Below are 20,370 nucleotides of genomic sequence, written 5' to 3'. Positions count from 1 at the left end.
TGATGCATACAATGTTGGAGAACTACCGGACAACAGGAAAGGTGACGGATGTATGAAAAAGAGACGCGTATTTTATACAGTGGTTAGTCTGATCTTGAGTTTTCTTCTGATGAGTACAGGATCAGAGGCAGGTACAGGCAGCACGGATTTGATGGTTTACACAACTGCTTCGGCAGACACAAAAGAGGATACTTTAGGTCTTTACGCCCGCGGCGCCGTTTTGATGGATGGTGACAGCGGGCGTGTTCTTTATGGAAAAGAGGCAGATACGCCGCTTGCAATGGCGAGCACTACAAAGATTATGACCTGTATTGTGGCACTTGAAAAGATGCCCGGAGATACCGTGTGCACTGTGTCCGGGAATGCATCTGCACAGCCGCAGGTAAAGCTTGGCATGGTAAAGGATGATACGTTTTACCTGAAGGATCTGCTGTATTCCCTGATGTTGGAATCACACAATGACACGGCAGTGTGTATCGCAGAAAATGTCAGCGGAAGCGTGGAAGCTTTTGCCGCGTGTATGAATGAAAAGGCCAGGGAGATCGGATGCGAAAATACGTATTACATTACCCCGAACGGACTGGATGCCGAGAATGAGGGAGGGGCGCATCATACGACTGCCCGTGAACTTGCGTTGATTATGCGGTACTGTCTGACGGGGTCTCCGAAAGCAGAGGAATTTTTGGAAATCACGGGTACGCGTTCCCATGCTTTTACAAATATAAAAGGAAACAGAAATTATTCTTGTACAAACCACAATGCGCTTCTGACGATTCTGGACGGGGCGATTTCTGGAAAGACCGGCTTTACCGGGAAGGCAGGATATTGCTATGTGGGAGCGCTGGAAAAGGAAGGAAAGTTGTTGATTGTTTCACTTCTTGCCTGCGGATGGCCAAACCACAAGGGTTATAAATGGGTCGATACGAAAAAACTGATGAGCTATGGATTGGAAAATTACGAAAAGAAACAGGTTCTGGATGCAAGCCTGGTAACGGAATCGGTTCCTGTTGAAAATGGGCAGAAGGACTTTGTAAATACGCGTCAGATTGTGGAGGAGGACTTGGAGATACTGATGAAAAAGGAGGAGGGCATACGGACCGAGCTCGAGCTTGCTCCATCCGTTACAGCGCCGGTAAAAAAAGGGCAGCAGGTCGGAAATGTACACTATTTTCTGGAGGATACAGAGGTGGCAGTGTGTCCGGTAACTGCTTCGGAGGATGTATACGTACGGGACTATTTATACATTCTGGAACAAGTTGGAAACGCATTTTTCCTGCGTGTTTCCTTAGCTGACTGAGCCCTTCTGACCGTGTGAAATTTCTGACGAAAAAGCTTGCTTTTTTCAGGGAAACACGCTACTATAGAATCGGCAGAAATTGGTTAACATTATTAATAGAGCAATGGAGGGCTGAAGAATGAGTAATACAGCACAAAGCTTAGCAGGCAAAAGAATTGCTTCTTTGCTTGATGAGAACAGTTTTGTTGAAATCGGCGGATATGTAACTGCCAGAAGTACTGATTTCAACATGCAGCAAAAAGAGACACCGGGAGACGGCGTTGTGACCGGATATGGTGTGATTGACGGACACCTGGTATACGTATATAGTCAGGATGCGTCTGTACTTGGCGGTACGATTGGCGAGATGCACGCAAAGAAGATTACAGGACTTTATGACCTGGCTCTGAAGATGGGCGCTCCGGTAATCGGCTTACTGGACTGTGCAGGCCTGAGACTTCAGGAAGCAACAGACGCACTGAATGCATTTGGTGAGATCTATCTGAAGCAGACAATGGCATCCGGTGTGATTCCGCAGATTACCGCAGTATTTGGCAGATGTGGCGGCGGCCTTGCACTGGTACCGGCACTGACAGATTTTACTTTCATGGAAGGCAAGAAAGCAGAGCTTTTTGTTAATTCTCCGAATGCGCTTGACGGCAATTCAAAAGAGAAATGCAACACAGCTTCCGCACAGTTTCAGAGTGAAGAAGCAGGTCTTGTTGATTTCGTGGGCACAGAGGATGAGATCATGGGCCAGATCCGTGAACTCGTATGTATGCTTCCGGCAAACAACGAGGATGACCAGTCTTATGAAGAGTGTACAGACGATCTGAACCGCGTAAGTGCAGATCTTGCAAACGCAGCAGGCGACACGAGCATTCTTCTGTCCAATATTGCAGACGACAATAATTTCGTAGAAGTAAAATCTGCCTATGCACAGGATATGGTTACCGGTTTTCTCCGTTTGAACGGAACAACCGTTGGTGTTGTTGCAAATCGTACAGAGGTATACGGTGAAGATGGTACACTGGTGAAATCCTTTGACTGTGTGCTGAGCGCACAAGGCGCAGCCAAGGCAGCAGAGTTTGTAAATTTCTGTGATGCGTTTGAAATTCCGGTACTTTCTCTGACAAATGTTGCAGGCTTCAAGGCATGTAAATGCTCTGAGAAGAAAATTGCAAAGGCAGCAGCAAAACTGACTTACGCATTTGCCAATGCAACAGTTCCGAAGGTAAACGTTATCATCGGAAAGGCATTCGGTAGCGCATATGTTGCTATGAACAGTAAGGCAATCGGAGCTGACATGACGTTTGCATGGAGTCAGGCTCAGATTGGTATGATGGATGCACAGCTTGCAGCCAAGATCATGTATGCAGATGCGGATGCAAAGGTTATCAACGAAAAGGCAGCTGAATATGCAGCACTTCAGTCAAGTGCTCTGGCAGCAGCAAAGAGAGGATATGTAGATAACATCATCGAAGCAGAAGATACGAGAAAATACGTAATCGGTGCTTTTGAGATGTTGTTCACAAAGAGAGATGATCGCCCGGCCAAAAAGCACGGAACAGTTTAAGCGAGGTGAATCACATGAAGCGTAGATTAAGTGCAGTATTACTTGCATTCGGACTTACCGTGTCTGCTTTTTCCATGGGCGTATATGCGGCAGAGGCAGAGACGAAAGCTACGGAGCAGGTAACAGAAGCAGTGACCGAAGCAGTGACCGAAGCGTCATCCGAGGCTGCACAGAACGAAGGTGCAGAGCAGTCGTCAGATGCACAGACGGAAGGAACGCAGCAATCAGAAGCAGACGGACAGGCTCAGATGACACAGGAGGATGCTGTAAAAGCACTTTTGGCTAATCAGCTTGTTGCAGTCAGCGCGTTGACAGACGAGCAGCTGGATCAGATGTTGGAAGGTTCCGATCTGTCAGGAGCTGCGATTGCAGCTAACTGGAAATCTGTAAAAGAAGAGCTCGGCGCGTTTGTTGAAGTGACGGATGCAGAGCTGAACGCAGAGGGAACAGAAATTACCGGACATGCAAAATATGAAAAAATCGGTGAAGGCACAGAAGTTGTTGTTACGTTTGCCGTAAATCCGGAAACACAGAGCACCACACTGAACTGGGATATCCAGTATCCGATGGGCGTCCTGATGCAGCGTGCTGCGATGAATACCGTGATGGGTATCGGAATCGTGTTCCTGACCCTGTTATTCCTCAGCTGGCTGATCGGACAGATGCATTTGATTCCGGATATGATCGAAAAAATGTCCAAGAAAAATGCACCGGCAGCACCGGCTCAGGCTCCGGCAGCAGTACCGGCAGCACCGGTTGTTGAGGAAGACTATACAGATGACCTTGAGCTGGTTGCTGTTATTACGGCAGCGATTGCAGCATCAGAGAATACATCCAGCGATGGATTTGTAGTCCGTTCTATTAGAAAATCAAATAAAAGAAATTGGCAGAGAGCATAAGTACAGGAGGAAAGATTCATGAAAACTTATACAATTACAGTAAACGGCAATGTATATGATGTAACAGTAGAAGAGGGCGCTGGTTCAGGCGCACCGGCAGCAGCTCCGAAGGCAGCACCGAAAGCGGCTCCGAAAGCAGCTCCGGTAAAGGCAGCAGGCGGCGCAGGCGCAGTAAAAGTAGCAGCTTCCGTACCGGGCAAGGTATTTAAGGTAGAAGCAAGCGTTGGACAGGCAGTAAAATCCGGTGATCCGATCGTAATTCTGGAAGCTATGAAGATGGAAATCCCGGTTGTTGCTCCGCAGGACGGTACCGTTGCTAGCATCGACGTAACCGTAGGTCAGGCAATTGAGTCAGGAGACGTTCTTGCTACCATGAACTAAGCCGCGACTTGTCTGAGAATACGAACTGGGAGGTAATAAAATGTCTTACATTACAAATACGTTGTCCAACCTGCTGGATCAGACGGCGTTCCTGAATCTGACATGGGGCAACTATGTCATGATTGCAGTGGCGTGTGTGTTCCTGTACTTGGCAATTAAGCATGGCTTTGAACCTCTGCTGCTCGTTCCGATTGCATTTGGTATGCTGCTTGTAAATATCTATCCGGATATTATGGCACAGCCGTATGTCGATGCGAACGGCATTGAGCATGCAGGCGGTCTTCTCCACTATTTCTATCTGATGGACGAGTGGAGTATTCTTCCGTCCCTGATTTTTATGGGTGTCGGCGCGATGACAGACTTTGGTCCGCTGATCGCAAATCCGAAGAGCTTCCTGCTCGGTGCAGCAGCGCAGCTCGGTATCTATATGGCATATTTCCTTGCAATTTTCCTTGGATTCAATGGAAAGGCAGCAGCAGCTATCTCTATCATCGGTGGTGCAGACGGCCCGACTTCGATCTTCCTTGCAGGTAAGCTGGGACAGACAACGCTGATGGGACCGATCGCTGTAGCGGCGTATTCTTATATGTCTCTCGTGCCGATCATTCAGCCGCCGATCATGAAGCTTCTGACAACAGAAGAAGAGCGGAAGATCAAGATGGAACAGCTTCGTCCGGTATCCAAGCTGGAGAAGATTCTTTTCCCGATTATCATTACAATCGTAGTTTGTATGCTTCTTCCGTCCACAGCTCCGCTCGTAGGTATGCTGATGCTCGGTAACCTGTTCCGTGAGAGTGGTGTTGTAAAACAGCTGACAGAGACAGCATCCAACGCTATGATGTACATCGTTGTTATCCTGCTTGGTACTTCTGTAGGTGCTACGACGAGTGCAGAGGCATTCCTGAATATGAACACAATCAAGATCGTTATTCTTGGTCTTGTGGCATTTGCTTTTGGTACGGCAGGTGGTGTCCTGTTCGGAAAGATTATGTGCAAGGCAACTGGCGGAAAGATCAATCCGCTGATCGGTTCTGCAGGCGTATCTGCTGTACCGATGGCAGCGCGTGTATCTCAAAAGGTAGGTGCAGAAGCAGATCCGACAAACTTCCTGCTGATGCACGCTATGGGACCGAACGTGGCCGGTGTTATCGGTACTGCCGTAGCAGCCGGAACATTCATGGCTATATTCGGGGTGTAAGCACTTAGCGAAAGCAAGGCGACAGCCGTAGCTTGAGGTTAGTGCGAACCCCGTTCTGTGCAACTTAGCGAAGGCAAGCTATAAAGCGAAGCCTGAGGTTTAGTGTACAGAACATCCTTAGATGCACTTAGCGAAAGCAAGACGGCCGCCGCGGCTTGAGATTCGTGCGGCGACCGCACATGGAAAATAAATCAGGAGGAATAACATGGCTGGAAAAGCAAAAAAACCAATTAAAATTACTGAAACAATCCTTCGTGACGCCCATCAGTCTCTGATTGCTACGAGAATGACAACAGAGCAGATGGTTCCGATTATCGATAAAATGGATAAAGTTGGCTATCACTCAGTAGAATGCTGGGGTGGAGCGACATTTGATGCATCTCTTCGTTTCCTGAAGGAAGATCCGTGGGACAGACTTCGTAAGTTCCGTGACGGATTCAAAAATACAAAGTTGCAGATGCTGTTCCGTGGACAGAATATTCTCGGATACCGTCCGTATGCAGACGATGTGGTAGAGTACTTCGTACAGAAGTCTATCGCAAACGGTATTGACATCATCCGTATTTTTGACTGTCTGAATGACCTGCGCAACCTGCAGACAGCAGTTACCGCAGCAAACAAGGAAAAAGGACATGCACAGGTAGCGCTTTCCTATACTCTGGGCGATGCTTATACGCTGGATTACTGGAAAGAGATTGCAAAGAGAATTGAGGATATGGGAGCAAATTCCATCTGTATCAAGGATATGGCTGGCCTGCTTCTTCCGTATACGGCTACTGAGCTGGTAACAGCCCTGAAAGAGACCGTAGATATTCCGATTCAGCTTCATACACATTACACATCAGGTGTTGCTTCCATGACTTACCTGAAAGCAGTAGAAGCTGGTGTTGACGTCATTGATACTGCAATGTCACCGTTTGCACTTGGCACTTCTCAGCCGGCTACAGAGGTTATGGTTGAGACATTCAAGGGTACAAAGTATGACACAGGATTTGACCAGCAGCTTCTTGCAGAGATCGCTGATTACTTCCGTCCGATTCGTGACGAGGCTCTTGACAGCGGCCTGCTGAACCCGAAGAATCTTGGCGTAAATATCAAGACTCTGCTCTACCAGGTACCGGGCGGTATGCTTTCGAACCTGACTTCTCAGCTGAAGGATCTCGGTGCAGAGGACAAATATTACGAAGTACTCGAAGAGGTACCGCGTGTGCGTAAAGACCTTGGCGAGTGCCCGCTTGTAACACCGTCTTCTCAGATCGTTGGTACACAGGCTGTTATGAACGTCATCCAGGGCGAGCGCTACAAGATGGTTCCGCAGCAGACGAAGGATGTTCTGTCCGGAAAATACGGCGCTACCGTAAAACCGTTCAATCCGGAAGTGCAGAAGAAGTGCATCGGCAACGCAGAGATCATTACCTGCCGTCCGGCAGATCTGATTCCGGACGAGCTGGATACGCTGCGCGGCGAGATGGCTCAGTGGTCCGAGCAGGATGAGGACGTTCTGTCCTATGCTCTGTTCCCGCAGGTAGCTACAGACTTCTTCAAATACAGAGAAGCTCAGAAGAAAAAAGTAGATCCGAATATGGCAGACAATGCAAATAAGGCATATCCGGTGTAAGTAAAAAAGAAATGAAAGAAATATAAAAATAGAAGACCACTGTCCTGGGTTTGTCGGGAGAGTGGTCTTTTATTATGTACTGGAGGCATAGCGAAATTAATTGCTATTACAATATGCGTCCCGTACGAAGAGCCAGAGATTACCAATACCATTTATTTTGCGGTATGTGGTTCCTAGTCTATATTTGCAGGGAAAATATCAGCCACTTCGTTGATGGCAATATAGGCTTTCGGATCGTGTGTATGTACCAGTGTTTTCATGCGGCTGATCTGAAAGCGATTGACCACAAAGTAGATCAGAGTTTTTTCAGAATCCGAATAGTACCCTCTGGCACTTAGTGTTGTGATTCCGTTTTCGAAGGTATCGGATAGCGCTTTGCAGATTTCCTGCGGTTTCGTTGTAATGATAAATGCGGCTTTAGATCGGTCAAAACCTTCCACACAGAAATCAATTGTCTTGGAAGCAGCTGCATAGGTTACGATGGAGTATAGAGGAAGAATCCAACTGCCCAGGACAATGCCGCAGATTACATAAAGTATGATATTGTAGAGCATGACAAAGCTTCCCAGGCTGAGACCGAGTTTCTTTGCAAACATAACACCGATGATGTCGACACCGTCAATGGCTCCTCCAAATCGTACGGTCAGACCGCTGCCGCATCCGGAAATTATGCCGCCGAAAATAGCACACAGAAACAGATCCTGTTCAGCAAGCGGTGAGGCGATGGTTACATCTACGGGGAAAATATCAGTGATCAGCCATGCCGTTACGGAGTAGACAAATACTGCATAAAGAGAATAGGCGGTAAAAGAAGCACCCTGCTTTTTGTAACCGTATAGAAAAATGGGGATATTGAGCAGGAGCAGGATAAGAGAAAGACTGCACCAGCCAGGCGTCTGCTGGGAGATCAGCATGGAAGTACCCGATATGCCACTGTCAAATAGCTTCACAGGCGCAAGAAACATGGTAACGCCGCATGCATTGATGACTCCGGCCAGGGTCAGGGCAAAAAGGTTCAACGAGTTCAGTGTCTGAAGTATGTTTTTTTGTTTTTGTATCACGTTTGTTCCTCCTTGTTGTCTGGTCTGTTTTATTATAGAGTAGTCTGGGCATGTTTGGCAATATGCAAATAGAATCCTTCGGAAGCAGGTAGAAGAATCTCTGTAATCTTGTAACAGACAAAAAGTTTCCTGACGGTAGACTTTATTGACTGAAATATCGGGCAGTTCCATTGAAGGAAACTGTGTCTGTTGTTATAATATTGAAAAGACTGCTTTTTGATTCATGTTGCTATTTGTGAAAGGGGGAAAAGGAATGTCTGAGATCAGAGAATTACTGCCGTTTCTGATTCCACTGGTGGCGATTCAGATGGGGCTGCTTGGTTATACACTTTATCATATTTTGACGCACAACACATATAAACGAGGGAGCCGCGGGCTTTGGATTGCCGTTACGGTGATTGGCATGGAATTTATTGGGCCTATCCTGTATTTCCTTTTGGGAAAGGAGGAGAGCTGATATGGAGATGCTGACACTTTCTCACGTGACAAAGCGTTTTGGAGAAAAACAGGTGCTGCGGGACGTTACATTTTCGGTTCCGGAGCACACGGTATTTGGCTTTGTAGGGCAAAATGGTGCAGGAAAGACGACAGCCATGAAGCTAATTCTTGGATTGCTTCAGAGGGACGGCGGAGCTATTTTTGTAAACGGGATGCCAGTTCATTATGGGAACACTGCGACTAATCAATTTGTCGGGTATTTGCCGGATGTTCCGGAATTTTATTCCTATATGACTGCACCGGAGTATCTGCGTTTTTGTGGGGAACTCTTTGGCATGTCGGAAAAGGAAATTAAAATTCGCAGCGAAGAGCTACTGCATCTGGTGGGACTCGAGAAAGAGAAGCATCGGATCAAAGGCTTTTCCCGTGGTATGAAACAGCGGCTTGGTGTGGCACAGGCATTGTTTGGAAGGCCCAAGCTCCTGATCTGCGACGAACCGACTTCTGCATTGGACCCTCTGGGCCGTAAGGAGCTGCTGGATATTTTGGTAGCAGCCAAGGAGCAGACAACTGTACTTTTTTCCACGCATATTCTTTCTGATGTCGAGCATATCTGTGATGAGATGGCTTTTTTGCACAATGGAACTATTGTTTTGCAAGGCTCCTTGGAAGAAGTGCGTCGAAGAAAACAAACGGTTGCGATGGAACTGGAAACACAGCGGCCAGAGGATGCGCAGCTTCTTTTGGCGGCTTTTCCGTTTCTCAAGTTAACCGGACGCAGCGGTCTTTTGCTGGAGGACACAGAGCGATTTCCGGATGTGTTGCGTTTTCTTGCGGATACGAAACTTGTACCTGTGCGGATGGAACAGCAGGAGGCTTCGCTGGAGGAGCTGTTTTTGGAGGTGGTGGGTAAATGAAGGCATTTCTCAAAAAGGAATGGATGGAATGGAGCCGTACCGGACGGCTTTTGATTCTCCTGTTGATTTTTTCTCTGTTTGGGGTAATGAATCCAGCTCTGACTAAACTGACTCCCTGGCTGATCGAAGCGCTTTCGGAGTCTCTGGCTGATACAGGGCTTGCAATCACATCTGTTAAGATAGATGCCATGACTTCCTGGACGCAGTTTTACAAAAATATTCCAATTGGGCTTCTGGTGTTTCTTCTGCTTGGGAGCGGAAGTTTTACTGCAGAATACCAGAAAGGGACGTTGGTTCCTGTAGTCACAAAAGGACTGTCGCGGCGGAAAATCCTGTCGGCGAAATCGCTGATGCTTTATCTCATGTGGACAGTATTGTATGTTCTTTGTTTTGGAATTACGTTTGGATATAACGCATATTTCTGGGACAACAGCATTGTTTCGCATTTCGCGTTTGCTGTATTATTCACCTGGCTGTTCGGCATATGGACCATTTCGCTTCTGATATTTTTTTCATCGGTGGTTCAGAGCAGTACAGAAGTGCTTTTGGGAACCGGAGGGGTTGTTGCGGGAGCTTATGTGCTGCATATGTTTCCAAAGCTCAGTACGTTTCTTCCGGTGAGACTTATGGATGGCATGTCTTTATTGCAGGGCATCCGCCAACCGGCAGATTACTATATTAGCATGGCAGTCGCAGCAGTAATGATTTTTTCCTTTATGATACTGGCGACAGTCTGTTTTGATCGAAAATATTTATAAGTTTCCTATGGACAATGAGGAGAGGGCGGAGCTTTTGCTTCGTCTTTTCCTTTTTCTGGCAAAAGGCTGGTTTGCAAGACAGGTTGGTTGACTGTGGATATAAGATGGTACATAATAGTAGAGAAATTCGAGTACTTATAGAACAACGCAGAGCAAAACTGGGAAAGGTGTATACTGAGATGACAAAAAAGACGTGTTTTATTGTTGGAGCTGGCGCTTTTGACGGACTGGAGCGAAAACCAGAGCCGGAAGATTTGGTGATAGCTGCAGACGGCGGATATACTTATTTAAAAGAGCTTGGAATCGTTCCGGATGTCCTGCTGGGTGATTTTGATTCTCTGAAAAAGGTGCCGGAGCATGAGCATTTAGTGCGACATTCCCCGATCAAAGACGATACAGACATGGCATTGGCCGCGGCATATGGGATGGAGCAAGGATGCAGACGGTTTTTCCTTTATGGAGGGCTGGGAGGGAGGCTGGATCACTCGATTGCGAATCTGCAGCTTCTGATGGGGCTGTCCCGGGCCGGGATGGAAGCATATCTGATCGGTCAGGGAAATATTCTGACTGCAATCACACAGGAACGGGCGGAATTTGACGCTTCGGCTGCGGGCATGTTTTCCGTATTTTGCCTGAGTGAACCGGCAACTGGTGTGTGGGAGCGTGGGTTTCAATATTCTCTGACAGACGCGACGCTGAGCTGTGACATTACGCGGGGAGTCAGCAATGAATTTACGGGACAGCCAGCTTATATCGAGGTGCGGGACGGGACGCTCGTGCTTCTCTGGGATGTGGGAAACGGGCTTCCTAAAGAACGCAGAAAGATTCCGGCAGATTTGCAACGAAACTTGTAACTCCATGTAAACTACACATTTGTATGTTATGAAATAGAACATGTTGCAATGTAACGAAAATGTGTGAGGAACGTATTTTGCGTTGAACTGGACGGAGGAAAATGTGATGTATCGTGTTTTGGTGATGGAAGATGAGGAGGATATTCAGGAAATACTGAAAAACTATCTGGTGGCAGAGGGATATGATGTAGTGCTGGCAGAAGACGGGGTGGATGGGATCATGAAATTTCACAAGGACAGGTTTGACCTGGTTCTTCTTGATATTATGATGCCGAAAATTGACGGATTTGGAGCATGTGAGCTCATTCGGCAGGAATCCGACGTACCTGTTATTATGCTGACCGCGTTGGATGAAGAAGAGTATCAGATTCGGGGGTTTGACCTGAGGGCGGATGATTATATCACAAAGCCTTTTTCAGCGCCGGTACTGATGCGGAAAATTGCAGCTGTGCTGCGCAGAGCGCATCGGGAAGAGGAAGTGCAGCAGATTTTTTATAAAAAGATGCGCATGGATCTTGCAGGATACCGTGTGTATGTACAGCAGCCGGAAGCGAGTGAGGAAACGGGGGCGCCGTTTGTGTGGACAGAAGTTGACCTTACACAGAAGGAATTTGAGTTGCTGCATGTGCTTCTGATCAACAGAGGACTTGTGCTTACGCGGCAGAAGCTTTTGAATCTGGTGTGGGGCGAAGACTATTTTGGCGAGGAACGGATTGTGGATACACATATCAAAAATCTACGTAAAAAGCTGGGACAGAATTATATCAGTACAATAAGAGGGGTGGGATACCGCATTGATAAAGAAAATTAGGAGCAGCCTGACGATTCGGATCTGTCTGCTTATGAGTGTATTGCTGCTGATGGCCAGCGGCGTTACCTATGCGGCAGTAGCGAAATTTCTCCCGGTATTTTATTCGAACCGTCTGGATGAAAATCTGGATGAGCTGTCCCGTGAACTGACTGAGAATTTGAGCAGCTACCAGTCAATCGAGGAAGCAATGGCAACGCTTCAGCTGTTTACAGCAAGTACAGAGATGCCGGTAGCGGTTTTGAACCAGAACGGAATGCTTGTGTGGCCGCGCCGCAGTACATTTGAGCTGAGTATCGGGTCTGTGGTGCATGAACAGGACGTGATCTGTGAGACCGAAAGATTGGAGGATGCTGTCTCAGAAGGCACCGTGGGAATCGTAGCAGAAGCGGAATATATGGGGGTGGAGTCAGAAGAAAGCAGCGCTGGAGAGATAGAGACAGAACAGGAAATTAAAAGTGCGGAAGTTCTGACAATGGGGACAGAGGATATAAATACATCAGAAAAATGGGATGGCGTGATCACACAGTTTCTGGAAGGCGATGCGGTTGCCGCGGAATATACGTGGAGTGGGGATGGAACTTACAGCCTGATATCGGATGCGGAGCTTTCCGGTTTTGCTGGAAAGGATGCGTCTGCAGTGAAATCCTATGATCTGAGACTTGGGGATATGGATTATATGATGCTGGTTGCAGGAGATATGCAGTCCGTCAATCAGGCGATGGAAATTCTGTATCAGATTTTTCCATATATTTTCGGATTAGCAATATTCATGGCATTTTTATTTGCAGTGGTGGGCTCGTTTTATCTGACTGCTCCTGTAGTACGGCTGAGCAGGATTTCCAGAAAAATGGCAGCGCTTGATTTTACGGACAAATACCGGGGGACAAGAAAGGATGAACTTGGGGAGCTTGGGCGAAATTTGAACGAGATGGCGCGAAATCTTTCTGGTACACTGGAAAACCTGAGTCTGGCAAATAAAAAGCTGAAATCAGATATTGAGCTGGAACGGGAACTGGAACGGAAGCGGATTGCATTTTTTTCAGCTGTTTCTCATGAACTGAAAACACCGATTACAATCCTGAAAGGCCATATCTCAGGAATGCTGCGGGGAATCGGCGCATACCGTGACAGGGATCATTATCTGCTCCGTTCCCAGGAGACGACAGAAAAAATGGAAGAGATGGTGGGAGAGCTTCTGACGGTATCGCGCATGGAAAGCAATACCTTTGTGACACAGATCGTGGATTTGGCAGAGCTTCTGCGCGAACAGCTTGCAGAGATGACAGAGCTGATTGAAATGCAGGGACTGGCTTTGATGGTGCATGTGCCGGAGCATTTATACGCAGAGGTAAATACCAGTATGATGGAAAAGGTGTTCCGAAATCTTCTGACGAACGCAATCCGTTACACGCCGGCAAATGAAGGAAATGAAATCCGTATCTTTTTAAAGGATGGGCCGAAAGGGATTGTATGCCGGACAGAAAACACCGGAGTGCAGATTCCGACGGAATCAATTGAGCATCTGTTTGATGCATTTTACCGCGTGGAGTCATCGAGAAGCCGCAGGACAGGCGGCAGTGGTCTTGGGCTTTATATTGTGCGTATGGCGCTGGAACAGCATGGCGCGCGTTATGGCGTTGAAAATATAGAAGATGGCGTACGGTTTTTCTTTGAAATTCCAAGGTCCATGAAAACTACATAAAAACCACAAAAGGACTCCAAATCAGGCTGTTATGATCGTTTCATCAAATCAAACAGAGGGCGGCAAACATACTTGTATCGGATGCGGCCCGGGAAAGGAGTTCATTATGAAAAGAAAAGCAATTTTGGCATTATTTGCAGGAACAGCGGCGTGTGCCGCAGTAGCCGGAGGGCCGCTTGGAGGCATGGTTCATGCACAGACCTGGGGAACATCATGGGAAGGAAAAAACGGAACGATCAACCGCTATGTGACAGAGGCAGGGAGCTTTGAAACATCTGTGGATGAGTATGTTTCGGAAAAAGAATCGGATGGAGAGATTACCTGTGCGGAAGCTGCGGACGCAGCGGTTCAGGTGATGTCTGATGAGGAACTGAAAAAGCTGAAACAGTGGGGGCAGATTGAGTTACAGGAATCACTCGCATATCTGAAAGAGTACGGAGTGGTATATGATACAGAGCAGGATGCGATTCTGTACCGTGGGAAAAAGGTGCGCTGGCTGGTTGACCAGGGGATGGATCAGAGCTGTACGGCATATCAAATGCCGGATGGCGAGATTGACCTGTATACAGAAAGAGACGCCAATTATCGTGTCACAGGTGTCAGGACAGCGACACAGGAGGAGTATGACAGAAAGACAAAACAGGACGAGATGGCTAAAAAAAGTTTGGCAGACGCCGGCGTGACGATCTCGTATGTGGGAGAAGCTGGGGAGCCTATACAGGAAGATGCAGTATGTACGTATTGCTCGGAAAATGCGGATGGTACGGTCACGTATACGTTCCAGGTAGCAGATCAGGAGAATAGAGACAGACATACATTCCAGATAAAGGATAAAGAGAACAGCGGTATGCACATCTATCATGCAGACCCAGACGCTGTTTTGGGGTTTGAAGAGGCAGTGGAAGAGGAAAGCGAGGTTATGACAGAAGATGTGCTTTCCGGACGTCAGGTGCAGTCAGAGAAAGAGGCGACGAGTTCGGTAAGTGTGGCAGAAGGAAACGCTTCCGGATGGATGGAGGATGATCAGCGCCGGCAGGAATATAAGGCAGCAGGAATTGACTGCGATGATAAAGACGGCGCCTGGATGTGGAATGGAAAGCCTGTTTACTGGCTCGTCGATGAAAACGGCAGTATGTATCAGAATGATTCGGCCAGCGAGGAAAAAATCTATATTCTTGTAAAACGGGATACAGACGGAACGATTCTGGAGGCGAAACAGATTACCGTGGAAGAAGTCATTGCCGCGCATATTTTGGAAAAAGAGCAGAAGAAGGAAACACAAAGATAGGCTATAGAAAAAGAGAATGGGGACATAATTTCCCTTGACACTTTGCAGCTGTATTTATTAAGATAAATTTAATAGAATCATATAGAGCGACAGTCTTAAAAATGCAAAACACGGCAGAAAGGCAGGGGAGATTATGGAAACCAGACGATCAGAAGAACAGATACATCAAAGAGAACCATTATCAAAAGAAACATGGTTAAAAGAGGCAGATCAAAAAGAAGAAAAACGGGAAACAGTAGATGGAGACGAAAGGCAGAAAACAACATACCAGAAGAAATCCTACAAACTGTTTATCGCGTGGATGGCATTTTTTACAATGGCGCTGTATGTATGCGCGGTAAATGAAGTAAATTTTTTCGGGCTTGGGATGGTACGTACCAACTGTATTGTCCTGTATGTGTTGCTGGATCTGCTGATGCTGCTGATTTACGCAATGCAGAGCATTTACTGGATTAACGGCATGACGTATGAACAGGCCGCTGCGGCATCGGCCGATGAACGCAGGCGTTATGCATTCCGGCATCTGAGGATCTTTTTGGCGGCGACGGTGCTGTATATTGGTTACTGTTGCATACCCGCTTCGGTGCTATTTCTGGGAGGCATCGGAGATTCGATTGTGGCAGGCGGTATTCTGTGCGCTGCGGCGATTTGGACCATTCCGATTCATTTATGAGCCTTTTGAAAAAATTTTTTTGCTTGTCCTTGTGCGTTATGTGTCTTATAATGAGAACAGGATACAGAAATGCAGGGAGGACCGCAGATGCATGGCAATCTGGTAGGAAAAAAGATTTCCAAAGCAAAGTTCATATGGCTGTTGGTTTTTCTGCTCTTTTTGGAGCTGGCTGTTATTTCCGGCAGAATCGGGATGACTACATTTCTGCCGCTGGATGCAGAGAGACAGACTGCATCTGCTGTTATCACGGGAAGCCGGCCAGATACCCTCGACGCCGTACTGTCATCGGCTGCAAAGGGGGCAGGAGAGATCCTGCACACAGCAAGGCAGGAGCAGAGAATACGCACCAGGACAGTTTCCAGAGCAAATGTATTTTTGTGTGGTTTGTTTTTGCTATGTCTGTACCATGTGATTCGGCAGATGCTGTATGCGCTGTCGGATAACAGACCATATCGAAAATCAAAGTACATACTCAGTTATATTTACCGACTGGCTTATCTATAAGCAGGACGCCTTTCTTTCAGAAATAAAATTGCAGGAAGGAGGGGCATAATGGTCGGCAATATACTAATTGGCGTGGTGATGGTTATTGCATGCGGTCTCACATTCTGGTGCTGGTGGCATGACAACCATAAATAAATAGAAGCGAATGAACATATTGATCGTAAGTCCGGAATATACCATTATATTCCGGGCTTTCTTTGTTGTGATTTATGCAAAATAACGATTGACACAGGATTTGAATAGTGGTATGGTAAAATTCATAAAAATTCAATAAGATTTATTATTATTAACTATGAGGAGGGCTATATTATGAAAAAATTAGCGGCAGCAGCGCTTGCAGGCGTTATGGTTCTGACTTTTGGAATGACAGCTATGGCAGAAGGTGATGTCCTGGTGATGGCTACGAATGCAGAGTTTCCGCCATATGAGTACCGTGAAGGCGATGACATTGTAGGAATTGATGCAGAGGTAGCTGGACTGATCGCAGAGAAGCTTGGCATGGAGTTGCAGATTGAGGATATGGCGTTTGATTCCGTACTGGCAGCAGTTCAGACCGGAAAGGCTGATATTGCTATGGCAGGTATTACTGTGACAGAAGACCGTCAGATGATGGTAAACTTCACAGATACCTATACAAAAGCGACACAGATGATTATCGTTACGGAAGACAGTGAAATTGCAAGTCCGGATGACCTGACAGGCAAGACAATCGGCGTACAGCTTGGAACGACCGGTGATATTTATGTAGATGATATTGAGGATGCAACGGCAGAGCGTTTCAGCAAAGGCTTTGAGGCTGTGCAGGCACTTCTTCAGGGTAAGGTTGACGCAGTTGTGATCGACGGCGAACCGGCAAAGGTATTTGTTTCACAGAATGAAGGTCTGAAGCTTTTGGATGATCCGTTTACTGAGGAAGAGTATGCAATCGCAATCTCTAAGGACAACGAAGAGTTGCTTGAGAAGGTCAATACAGCACTGAATGAGCTGAAGGAAGAGGGCGAGTTCCAGAAGGTCATTGACAAGTACATTGCAAGCGACGACGCTGCAGAGGCTGAGACAGAAGCTGCCACAGAGGCAAAATAATTTGCAGCGGCAGAGGCGTGCGAAATTGCAGGAGGAGCCGCAGTAAAACAGGAAACCTGAATAAGTAAAAGAGAGAATGGGAGCGCCCGGAGAAAATGCGGGGGCTCCCGTGAAAGGTTATGGATATGTTACAGAATTTACAGGATCGATTTTATCTTAATTTTATTGCGGATGACCGGTGGAAGTATTTGGTAAACGGCTTAAAAACAACGCTGACTGTTACTTTTTTTGCCGTGCTGATCGGTATTCTTCTTGGCTTTCTGGTAGCCGTGGTTCGCTCCACCTGTGAAAAGACAGGGAAGTTGAAGATTTTGAACGCTGTGTGTAAGCTTTATCTGACCGTGGTTCGCGGTACGCCGGTAGTCGTACAGCTGTTGATTATTTATTTTGTTATTTTTGGTTCCGTGAAGATTGACAAGACATTTGTGGCCATTCTGGCTTTCGGACTAAATTCCGGCGCTTATGTGGCGGAGATTATCCGCGGCGGAATTATGTCGATTGATAACGGACAGTTTGAGGCTGGCAGGAGCCTTGGCCTGAATTATGTGCAGACAATGATTTATATCATTTTCCCGCAGGTATTTAAAAATGTCCTGCCAGCTCTCGGCAATGAGTTTATTGTGCTTTTAAAAGAGACTTCCGTAGCAGGTTATATTGCTCTGGAGGATTTGACAAAGGGCGGCGATATCATCCGCAGCCGTACATACGATGCATTTATGCCGCTGTTGGCGGTAGCTGCGATTTATCTTATCATGGTGCTTGTATTCAGCAAACTGCTGGGAGCTTTAGAGAGGAGGCTGCGGAATAATGAACGGAGATAAGGTACTCATTAAAATAGAGAATCTTCAGAAGAGCTTCGGCTCGCTTGAAGTTCTGCGCGGTGTGACAACAGAAATCCGCCAGGGAGAAGTTGTGGCAATTATCGGGCCTTCGGGATGTGGCAAATCGACGTTTCTGCGTTCCTTAAATCTTCTTGAGGAGCCGACAGGCGGAACGATTACCTTTGAGGGAGTGGATATCACCGACAAAAAGGTGAATGTGGACCGGATGCGACAGAAGATTGGCATGGTGTTTCAGCAGTTCAACCTTTTTCCACATATGACAATTCGCAAGAATATCATGCTGGCTCCGGTAAAGCTGAAGCTCATGACAGAGGAGGAGGCTTCGAGGAGAGCAGACGAACTTCTGGAGCGAATCGGACTTCCGGATAAGGCAGATCAGTATCCGAATATGCTTTCCGGTGGACAGAAGCAGCGTGTGGCTATTGCGAGAGCGCTTGCGATGAATCCGGATGTGATGCTGTTCGATGAACCGACCTCGGCGCTTGATCCGGAGATGGTGGGAGAGGTACTCGATCTTATGCGTGAGCTGGCAAAATCCGGTATGACAATGATTATTGTTACGCATGAGATGGGATTTGCAAAAGAGGTTGCGACCAGGGTTTTGTTTATTGATGAGGGAAATATAAAAGAAGAAAATACACCGGAAGAGTTTTTTGCTCATCCGAAGAATCCGAGGTTGAAGGATTTCCTTTCAAAAGTACTTGTCTGATTTTGTTTTTTCATGTAGAATAGCAACGATTGGATGATTGCGAAACGGGATAGGAGATAGGACGAACCAGGGGAAACTGTACAAAAACGGGGTTCCGATAAGAGAAGTCACCCCCTATTTTGTACAGCTTCCCCTGGTTCTTACTTTGAAATCACGCTTTGCAGTTGCTCCGTATCAAAAATAAAAATCAGGGGGAAAAGATGCAAGCAGGCAGGGGAGAAAAAAAGAATTTAGTTTGGATGCCAGTGTTGACAGGGATTTTCCTTGCAGTACTGGTTTTGTTTGTGGGGCAGAGTGCGCGCGCGGCGCTGCCGGAGCCGGTGGTCAAGGGGATTGATGTGTCAAGATGGCAGGGAGACGTTGACTGGGCGAAGGTGAAGGAGGACGGCGTCAGTTTTGTCATGCTGGGGATTGGAAGGTACCGGGATGGGAAGGGAATTCCCGATCCGAAGTTTGAATACAATATCCAGAATGCGTTGGCACAGGGAATCGAAGTTGGCGTTTATCTGTACTCTGAGGCGCATAACGAAGAAGAAGCGCGTCGCGAGGCCGATTTTGTGCTGGAGCAGATAGATGGATATCGTATCTCTTATCCGGTGGCTTTTGATATTGAAGATAATATTCACAGAGTTATGACGACGCAGCAGCGGACAGATATTACGATCGCATTTTTGGAGGTAATCGAGAAAGCAGGGTACTATCCGATGATATATGCGAGCGAGAGCTGGCTGACGTACAGTATGGATTTGTCGCGCCTGACAAAGTATGACAAATGGGTGGCGCGATGGAAAGGCGAGCCGGTGTTCGAGCCGGTTTCCATGTGGCAGTACAGCAGCACGGGAAGGGTGGCCGGTATAGCCGGGGACGTAGACCTGGATTACAGTTATAAGGATTATACGAAGATTGTCGCACCACGGACGACGCCGGCTTTTCGATTGCCGAAAGAGACGTATGGCTGGCGGCAGGAGGGGAAATACTACTGTTATCTGGATGAGAACGGACAGAAGGTGACGGATGCTTTCCGGGTGATCGACGGCAAGACGTATTATTTTAATTCCAATGGCTATCGTGTGACAGGATGGAAAAAGATCGGCGGGAAATATTATTATTTCTGGAAAACGAAAAATCCGGGCTCCATGAAGACAGGCTGGCATAAGGAAAAAGGGAATATGTATTACCTGGACCCCGCTACGGGCGCTCGGGTAACGGGCTGGCTCACAGTGGGAGAACGGAAGTATTATCTGAATAAAAAAGGAATTGTCCAGAAGGGCTGGCTGGCGTTTGGGAAGACCCGGTATTATATGAATCCGAAGAATGGTCGGATGTGTAAGGGCTGGGTGAAGATAAAAGGCAAGTACTATTACTTCAGATCCAAAAATGGACGTATGGTACAGGGCTGGCTGAAAGTAAATGGAAAGCGCTACTATATGAATTCTTCCGGCGTAAGGCAGACGGGGTGGAAGAGAATTAATAAAAAATGGTATTATTTCCATAAAAAGACGGGAGAGATGAGAAAGAACTGCAAAATCGGCAGATATCGGATCGGTTCGGACGGCGTATGCAAAAACCGAAAATAGGGGACAGAAAAACAGCAGCTCGGGCGTGTTGCGTAAGGCGTCCGGATAGCCTGCTGATTGGGAGCGGCAAAATCGCGTTGCAATTCAGAATTAGGAATGGTATACTGTACGCGGCAGCAGGAAGGGCGGCAGAATTTACCGGAATCGGAAAAGATTTCTGTATTGCCCGTTTCAATGAAAAAATAGATGAGCAAGGAGAATGACA

General features: G+C 47.1%; 21 protein-coding genes. 20 read left to right on the top strand and 1 reads right to left on the bottom strand.

The annotated features are described in order from the left end of the window. The first annotated feature begins 52 nt into the window (after positions 1-52). The 6 genes from AC6I2O_RS11970 (at position 53) to AC6I2O_RS11945 (ending at position 6,948) form a co-directional block, all read left to right on the top strand. Entirely contained in the window at positions 53-1,297 is a 1,245-nt protein-coding gene (locus tag AC6I2O_RS11970) for a D-alanyl-D-alanine carboxypeptidase family protein (protein WP_497742756.1), read from the top strand. A 118-nt stretch (positions 1,298-1,415) separates the two neighbouring features. Continuing rightward, positions 1,416-2,852 (top strand): acyl-CoA carboxylase subunit beta, encoded by a 1,437-nt coding sequence (locus tag AC6I2O_RS11965; RefSeq protein WP_120391702.1) that lies wholly within the window; start codon positions 1,416-1,418, stop codon positions 2,850-2,852. A 14-nt stretch (positions 2,853-2,866) separates the two neighbouring features. After that, a complete protein-coding gene (locus AC6I2O_RS11960; RefSeq protein ID WP_497742755.1) occupies positions 2,867-3,751 on the top strand; it encodes an OadG family protein in 885 nt (294 codons plus the stop codon). An 18-nt stretch (positions 3,752-3,769) separates the two neighbouring features. Further along, a complete protein-coding gene (locus AC6I2O_RS11955; protein WP_497742754.1) occupies positions 3,770-4,132 on the top strand; it encodes a biotin/lipoyl-binding carrier protein in 363 nt (120 codons plus the stop codon). 40 nt (positions 4,133-4,172) lie between these two features. Further along, positions 4,173-5,330 carry a sodium ion-translocating decarboxylase subunit beta gene (locus AC6I2O_RS11950; protein ID WP_497742753.1) on the top strand — a complete coding sequence of 386 codons (1,158 nt, stop codon included), beginning with the start codon at positions 4,173-4,175 and terminating at the stop codon, positions 5,328-5,330. A 205-nt stretch (positions 5,331-5,535) separates the two neighbouring features. Further along, positions 5,536-6,948, top strand: a complete 1,413-nt coding sequence (locus AC6I2O_RS11945; protein ID WP_120391699.1) for an oxaloacetate decarboxylase subunit alpha — start codon at positions 5,536-5,538, stop codon at positions 6,946-6,948. A 173-nt stretch (positions 6,949-7,121) separates the two neighbouring features. Here AC6I2O_RS11945 and AC6I2O_RS11940 read toward each other — a convergent pair whose 3' ends face one another. Continuing rightward, positions 7,122-8,009: a YitT family protein gene (locus tag AC6I2O_RS11940; protein ID WP_497742752.1), complete on the bottom strand. Its 888-nt coding sequence runs from the start codon at positions 8,007-8,009 to the stop codon at positions 7,122-7,124. A 253-nt stretch (positions 8,010-8,262) separates the two neighbouring features. On the opposite strand from AC6I2O_RS11940, the gene AC6I2O_RS11935 reads away from it, so the two are divergent. From AC6I2O_RS11935 to AC6I2O_RS11870, 14 genes are all read left to right on the top strand, one after another. Beyond that, entirely contained in the window at positions 8,263-8,466 is a 204-nt protein-coding gene (locus AC6I2O_RS11935) for a PLDc N-terminal domain-containing protein (RefSeq protein WP_120392299.1), read from the top strand. 1 nt (position 8,467) lies between these two features. Further along, complete coding sequence (locus AC6I2O_RS11930; protein ID WP_497742751.1) at positions 8,468-9,364, top strand: ABC transporter ATP-binding protein; 897 nt, start codon at positions 8,468-8,470, stop codon at positions 9,362-9,364. Beyond that, positions 9,361-10,122 carry an ABC transporter permease gene (locus AC6I2O_RS11925; protein WP_497742750.1) on the top strand — a complete coding sequence of 254 codons (762 nt, stop codon included), beginning with the start codon at positions 9,361-9,363 and terminating at the stop codon, positions 10,120-10,122. The genes AC6I2O_RS11930 and AC6I2O_RS11925 overlap by 4 nt, the downstream gene beginning before the upstream one ends. Positions 10,123-10,301: 179 nt before the next feature. Continuing rightward, positions 10,302-10,976, top strand: coding sequence for a thiamine diphosphokinase (locus AC6I2O_RS11920; RefSeq protein ID WP_497742749.1), 675 nt, complete (start codon positions 10,302-10,304; stop codon positions 10,974-10,976). A 106-nt stretch (positions 10,977-11,082) separates the two neighbouring features. Further along, positions 11,083-11,787 carry a response regulator transcription factor gene (locus tag AC6I2O_RS11915; RefSeq protein ID WP_120392295.1) on the top strand — a complete coding sequence of 235 codons (705 nt, stop codon included), beginning with the start codon at positions 11,083-11,085 and terminating at the stop codon, positions 11,785-11,787. Then, positions 11,771-13,489, top strand: a complete 1,719-nt coding sequence (locus AC6I2O_RS11910; RefSeq protein WP_497742748.1) for a sensor histidine kinase — start codon at positions 11,771-11,773, stop codon at positions 13,487-13,489. The genes AC6I2O_RS11915 and AC6I2O_RS11910 overlap by 17 nt, the downstream gene beginning before the upstream one ends. 106 nt (positions 13,490-13,595) lie before the next feature. After that, entirely contained in the window at positions 13,596-14,777 is a 1,182-nt protein-coding gene (locus AC6I2O_RS11905; RefSeq protein WP_147412287.1) for a hypothetical protein, read from the top strand. A gap of 133 nt (positions 14,778-14,910) precedes the next feature. Continuing rightward, the gene (locus tag AC6I2O_RS11900) at positions 14,911-15,450 is read left to right on the top strand and encodes a hypothetical protein (RefSeq protein ID WP_497742747.1); all 540 of its coding nucleotides are present in this window, start codon (positions 14,911-14,913) and stop codon (positions 15,448-15,450) included. An 87-nt stretch (positions 15,451-15,537) separates the two neighbouring features. Next, positions 15,538-15,954, top strand: coding sequence for a hypothetical protein (locus AC6I2O_RS11895; protein ID WP_497742746.1), 417 nt, complete (start codon positions 15,538-15,540; stop codon positions 15,952-15,954). A 345-nt stretch (positions 15,955-16,299) separates the two neighbouring features. After that, complete coding sequence (locus AC6I2O_RS11890) at positions 16,300-17,037, top strand: basic amino acid ABC transporter substrate-binding protein (protein WP_497742979.1); 738 nt, start codon at positions 16,300-16,302, stop codon at positions 17,035-17,037. A 125-nt stretch (positions 17,038-17,162) separates the two neighbouring features. Continuing rightward, positions 17,163-17,858 (top strand): amino acid ABC transporter permease, encoded by a 696-nt coding sequence (locus tag AC6I2O_RS11885; protein ID WP_120392331.1) that lies wholly within the window; start codon positions 17,163-17,165, stop codon positions 17,856-17,858. Next, the gene (locus AC6I2O_RS11880; protein WP_497742745.1) at positions 17,845-18,588 is read left to right on the top strand and encodes an amino acid ABC transporter ATP-binding protein; all 744 of its coding nucleotides are present in this window, start codon (positions 17,845-17,847) and stop codon (positions 18,586-18,588) included. Before AC6I2O_RS11885 ends, AC6I2O_RS11880 begins: the two co-directional genes overlap by 14 nt. Positions 18,589-18,788: 200 nt before the next feature. Then, positions 18,789-20,165 (top strand): GH25 family lysozyme, encoded by a 1,377-nt coding sequence (locus AC6I2O_RS11875; RefSeq protein WP_120392289.1) that lies wholly within the window; start codon positions 18,789-18,791, stop codon positions 20,163-20,165. Next, positions 20,147-20,368, top strand: a complete 222-nt coding sequence (locus tag AC6I2O_RS11870) for a hypothetical protein (RefSeq protein WP_120392288.1) — start codon at positions 20,147-20,149, stop codon at positions 20,366-20,368. Before AC6I2O_RS11875 ends, AC6I2O_RS11870 begins: the two co-directional genes overlap by 19 nt. Positions 20,369-20,370 lie beyond the last annotated feature (2 nt).

The organism is Blautia sp. St.27G3 (assembly GCF_059728505.1).
Note: the sequence above shows the minus strand (reverse complement) of the source record. Positions and strands in the feature narration are given on the sequence as shown.

Coding starts and splice junctions, on each gene's coding strand:
- AC6I2O_RS11945 (WP_120391699.1), top strand. CDS start 5,536: ATGGCTGGAAAAGCAAAAAAACCAATTAAAATTACTGAAACAATCCTT.
- AC6I2O_RS11950 (WP_497742753.1), top strand. CDS start 4,173: ATGTCTTACATTACAAATACGTTGTCCAACCTGCTGGATCAGACGGCG.
- AC6I2O_RS11890 (WP_497742979.1), top strand. CDS start 16,300: ATGGTTCTGACTTTTGGAATGACAGCTATGGCAGAAGGTGATGTCCTG.
- AC6I2O_RS11970 (WP_497742756.1), top strand. CDS start 53: ATGAAAAAGAGACGCGTATTTTATACAGTGGTTAGTCTGATCTTGAGT.
- AC6I2O_RS11965 (WP_120391702.1), top strand. CDS start 1,416: ATGAGTAATACAGCACAAAGCTTAGCAGGCAAAAGAATTGCTTCTTTG.
- AC6I2O_RS11930 (WP_497742751.1), top strand. CDS start 8,468: ATGGAGATGCTGACACTTTCTCACGTGACAAAGCGTTTTGGAGAAAAA.
- AC6I2O_RS11905 (WP_147412287.1), top strand. CDS start 13,596: ATGAAAAGAAAAGCAATTTTGGCATTATTTGCAGGAACAGCGGCGTGT.
- AC6I2O_RS11960 (WP_497742755.1), top strand. CDS start 2,867: ATGAAGCGTAGATTAAGTGCAGTATTACTTGCATTCGGACTTACCGTG.
- AC6I2O_RS11870 (WP_120392288.1), top strand. CDS start 20,147: ATGCAAAAACCGAAAATAGGGGACAGAAAAACAGCAGCTCGGGCGTGT.
- AC6I2O_RS11955 (WP_497742754.1), top strand. CDS start 3,770: ATGAAAACTTATACAATTACAGTAAACGGCAATGTATATGATGTAACA.
- AC6I2O_RS11920 (WP_497742749.1), top strand. CDS start 10,302: ATGACAAAAAAGACGTGTTTTATTGTTGGAGCTGGCGCTTTTGACGGA.
- AC6I2O_RS11880 (WP_497742745.1), top strand. CDS start 17,845: ATGAACGGAGATAAGGTACTCATTAAAATAGAGAATCTTCAGAAGAGC.
- AC6I2O_RS11935 (WP_120392299.1), top strand. CDS start 8,263: ATGTCTGAGATCAGAGAATTACTGCCGTTTCTGATTCCACTGGTGGCG.
- AC6I2O_RS11885 (WP_120392331.1), top strand. CDS start 17,163: ATGTTACAGAATTTACAGGATCGATTTTATCTTAATTTTATTGCGGAT.
- AC6I2O_RS11895 (WP_497742746.1), top strand. CDS start 15,538: ATGCATGGCAATCTGGTAGGAAAAAAGATTTCCAAAGCAAAGTTCATA.
- AC6I2O_RS11925 (WP_497742750.1), top strand. CDS start 9,361: ATGAAGGCATTTCTCAAAAAGGAATGGATGGAATGGAGCCGTACCGGA.
- AC6I2O_RS11900 (WP_497742747.1), top strand. CDS start 14,911: ATGGAAACCAGACGATCAGAAGAACAGATACATCAAAGAGAACCATTA.
- AC6I2O_RS11915 (WP_120392295.1), top strand. CDS start 11,083: ATGTATCGTGTTTTGGTGATGGAAGATGAGGAGGATATTCAGGAAATA.
- AC6I2O_RS11875 (WP_120392289.1), top strand. CDS start 18,789: ATGCAAGCAGGCAGGGGAGAAAAAAAGAATTTAGTTTGGATGCCAGTG.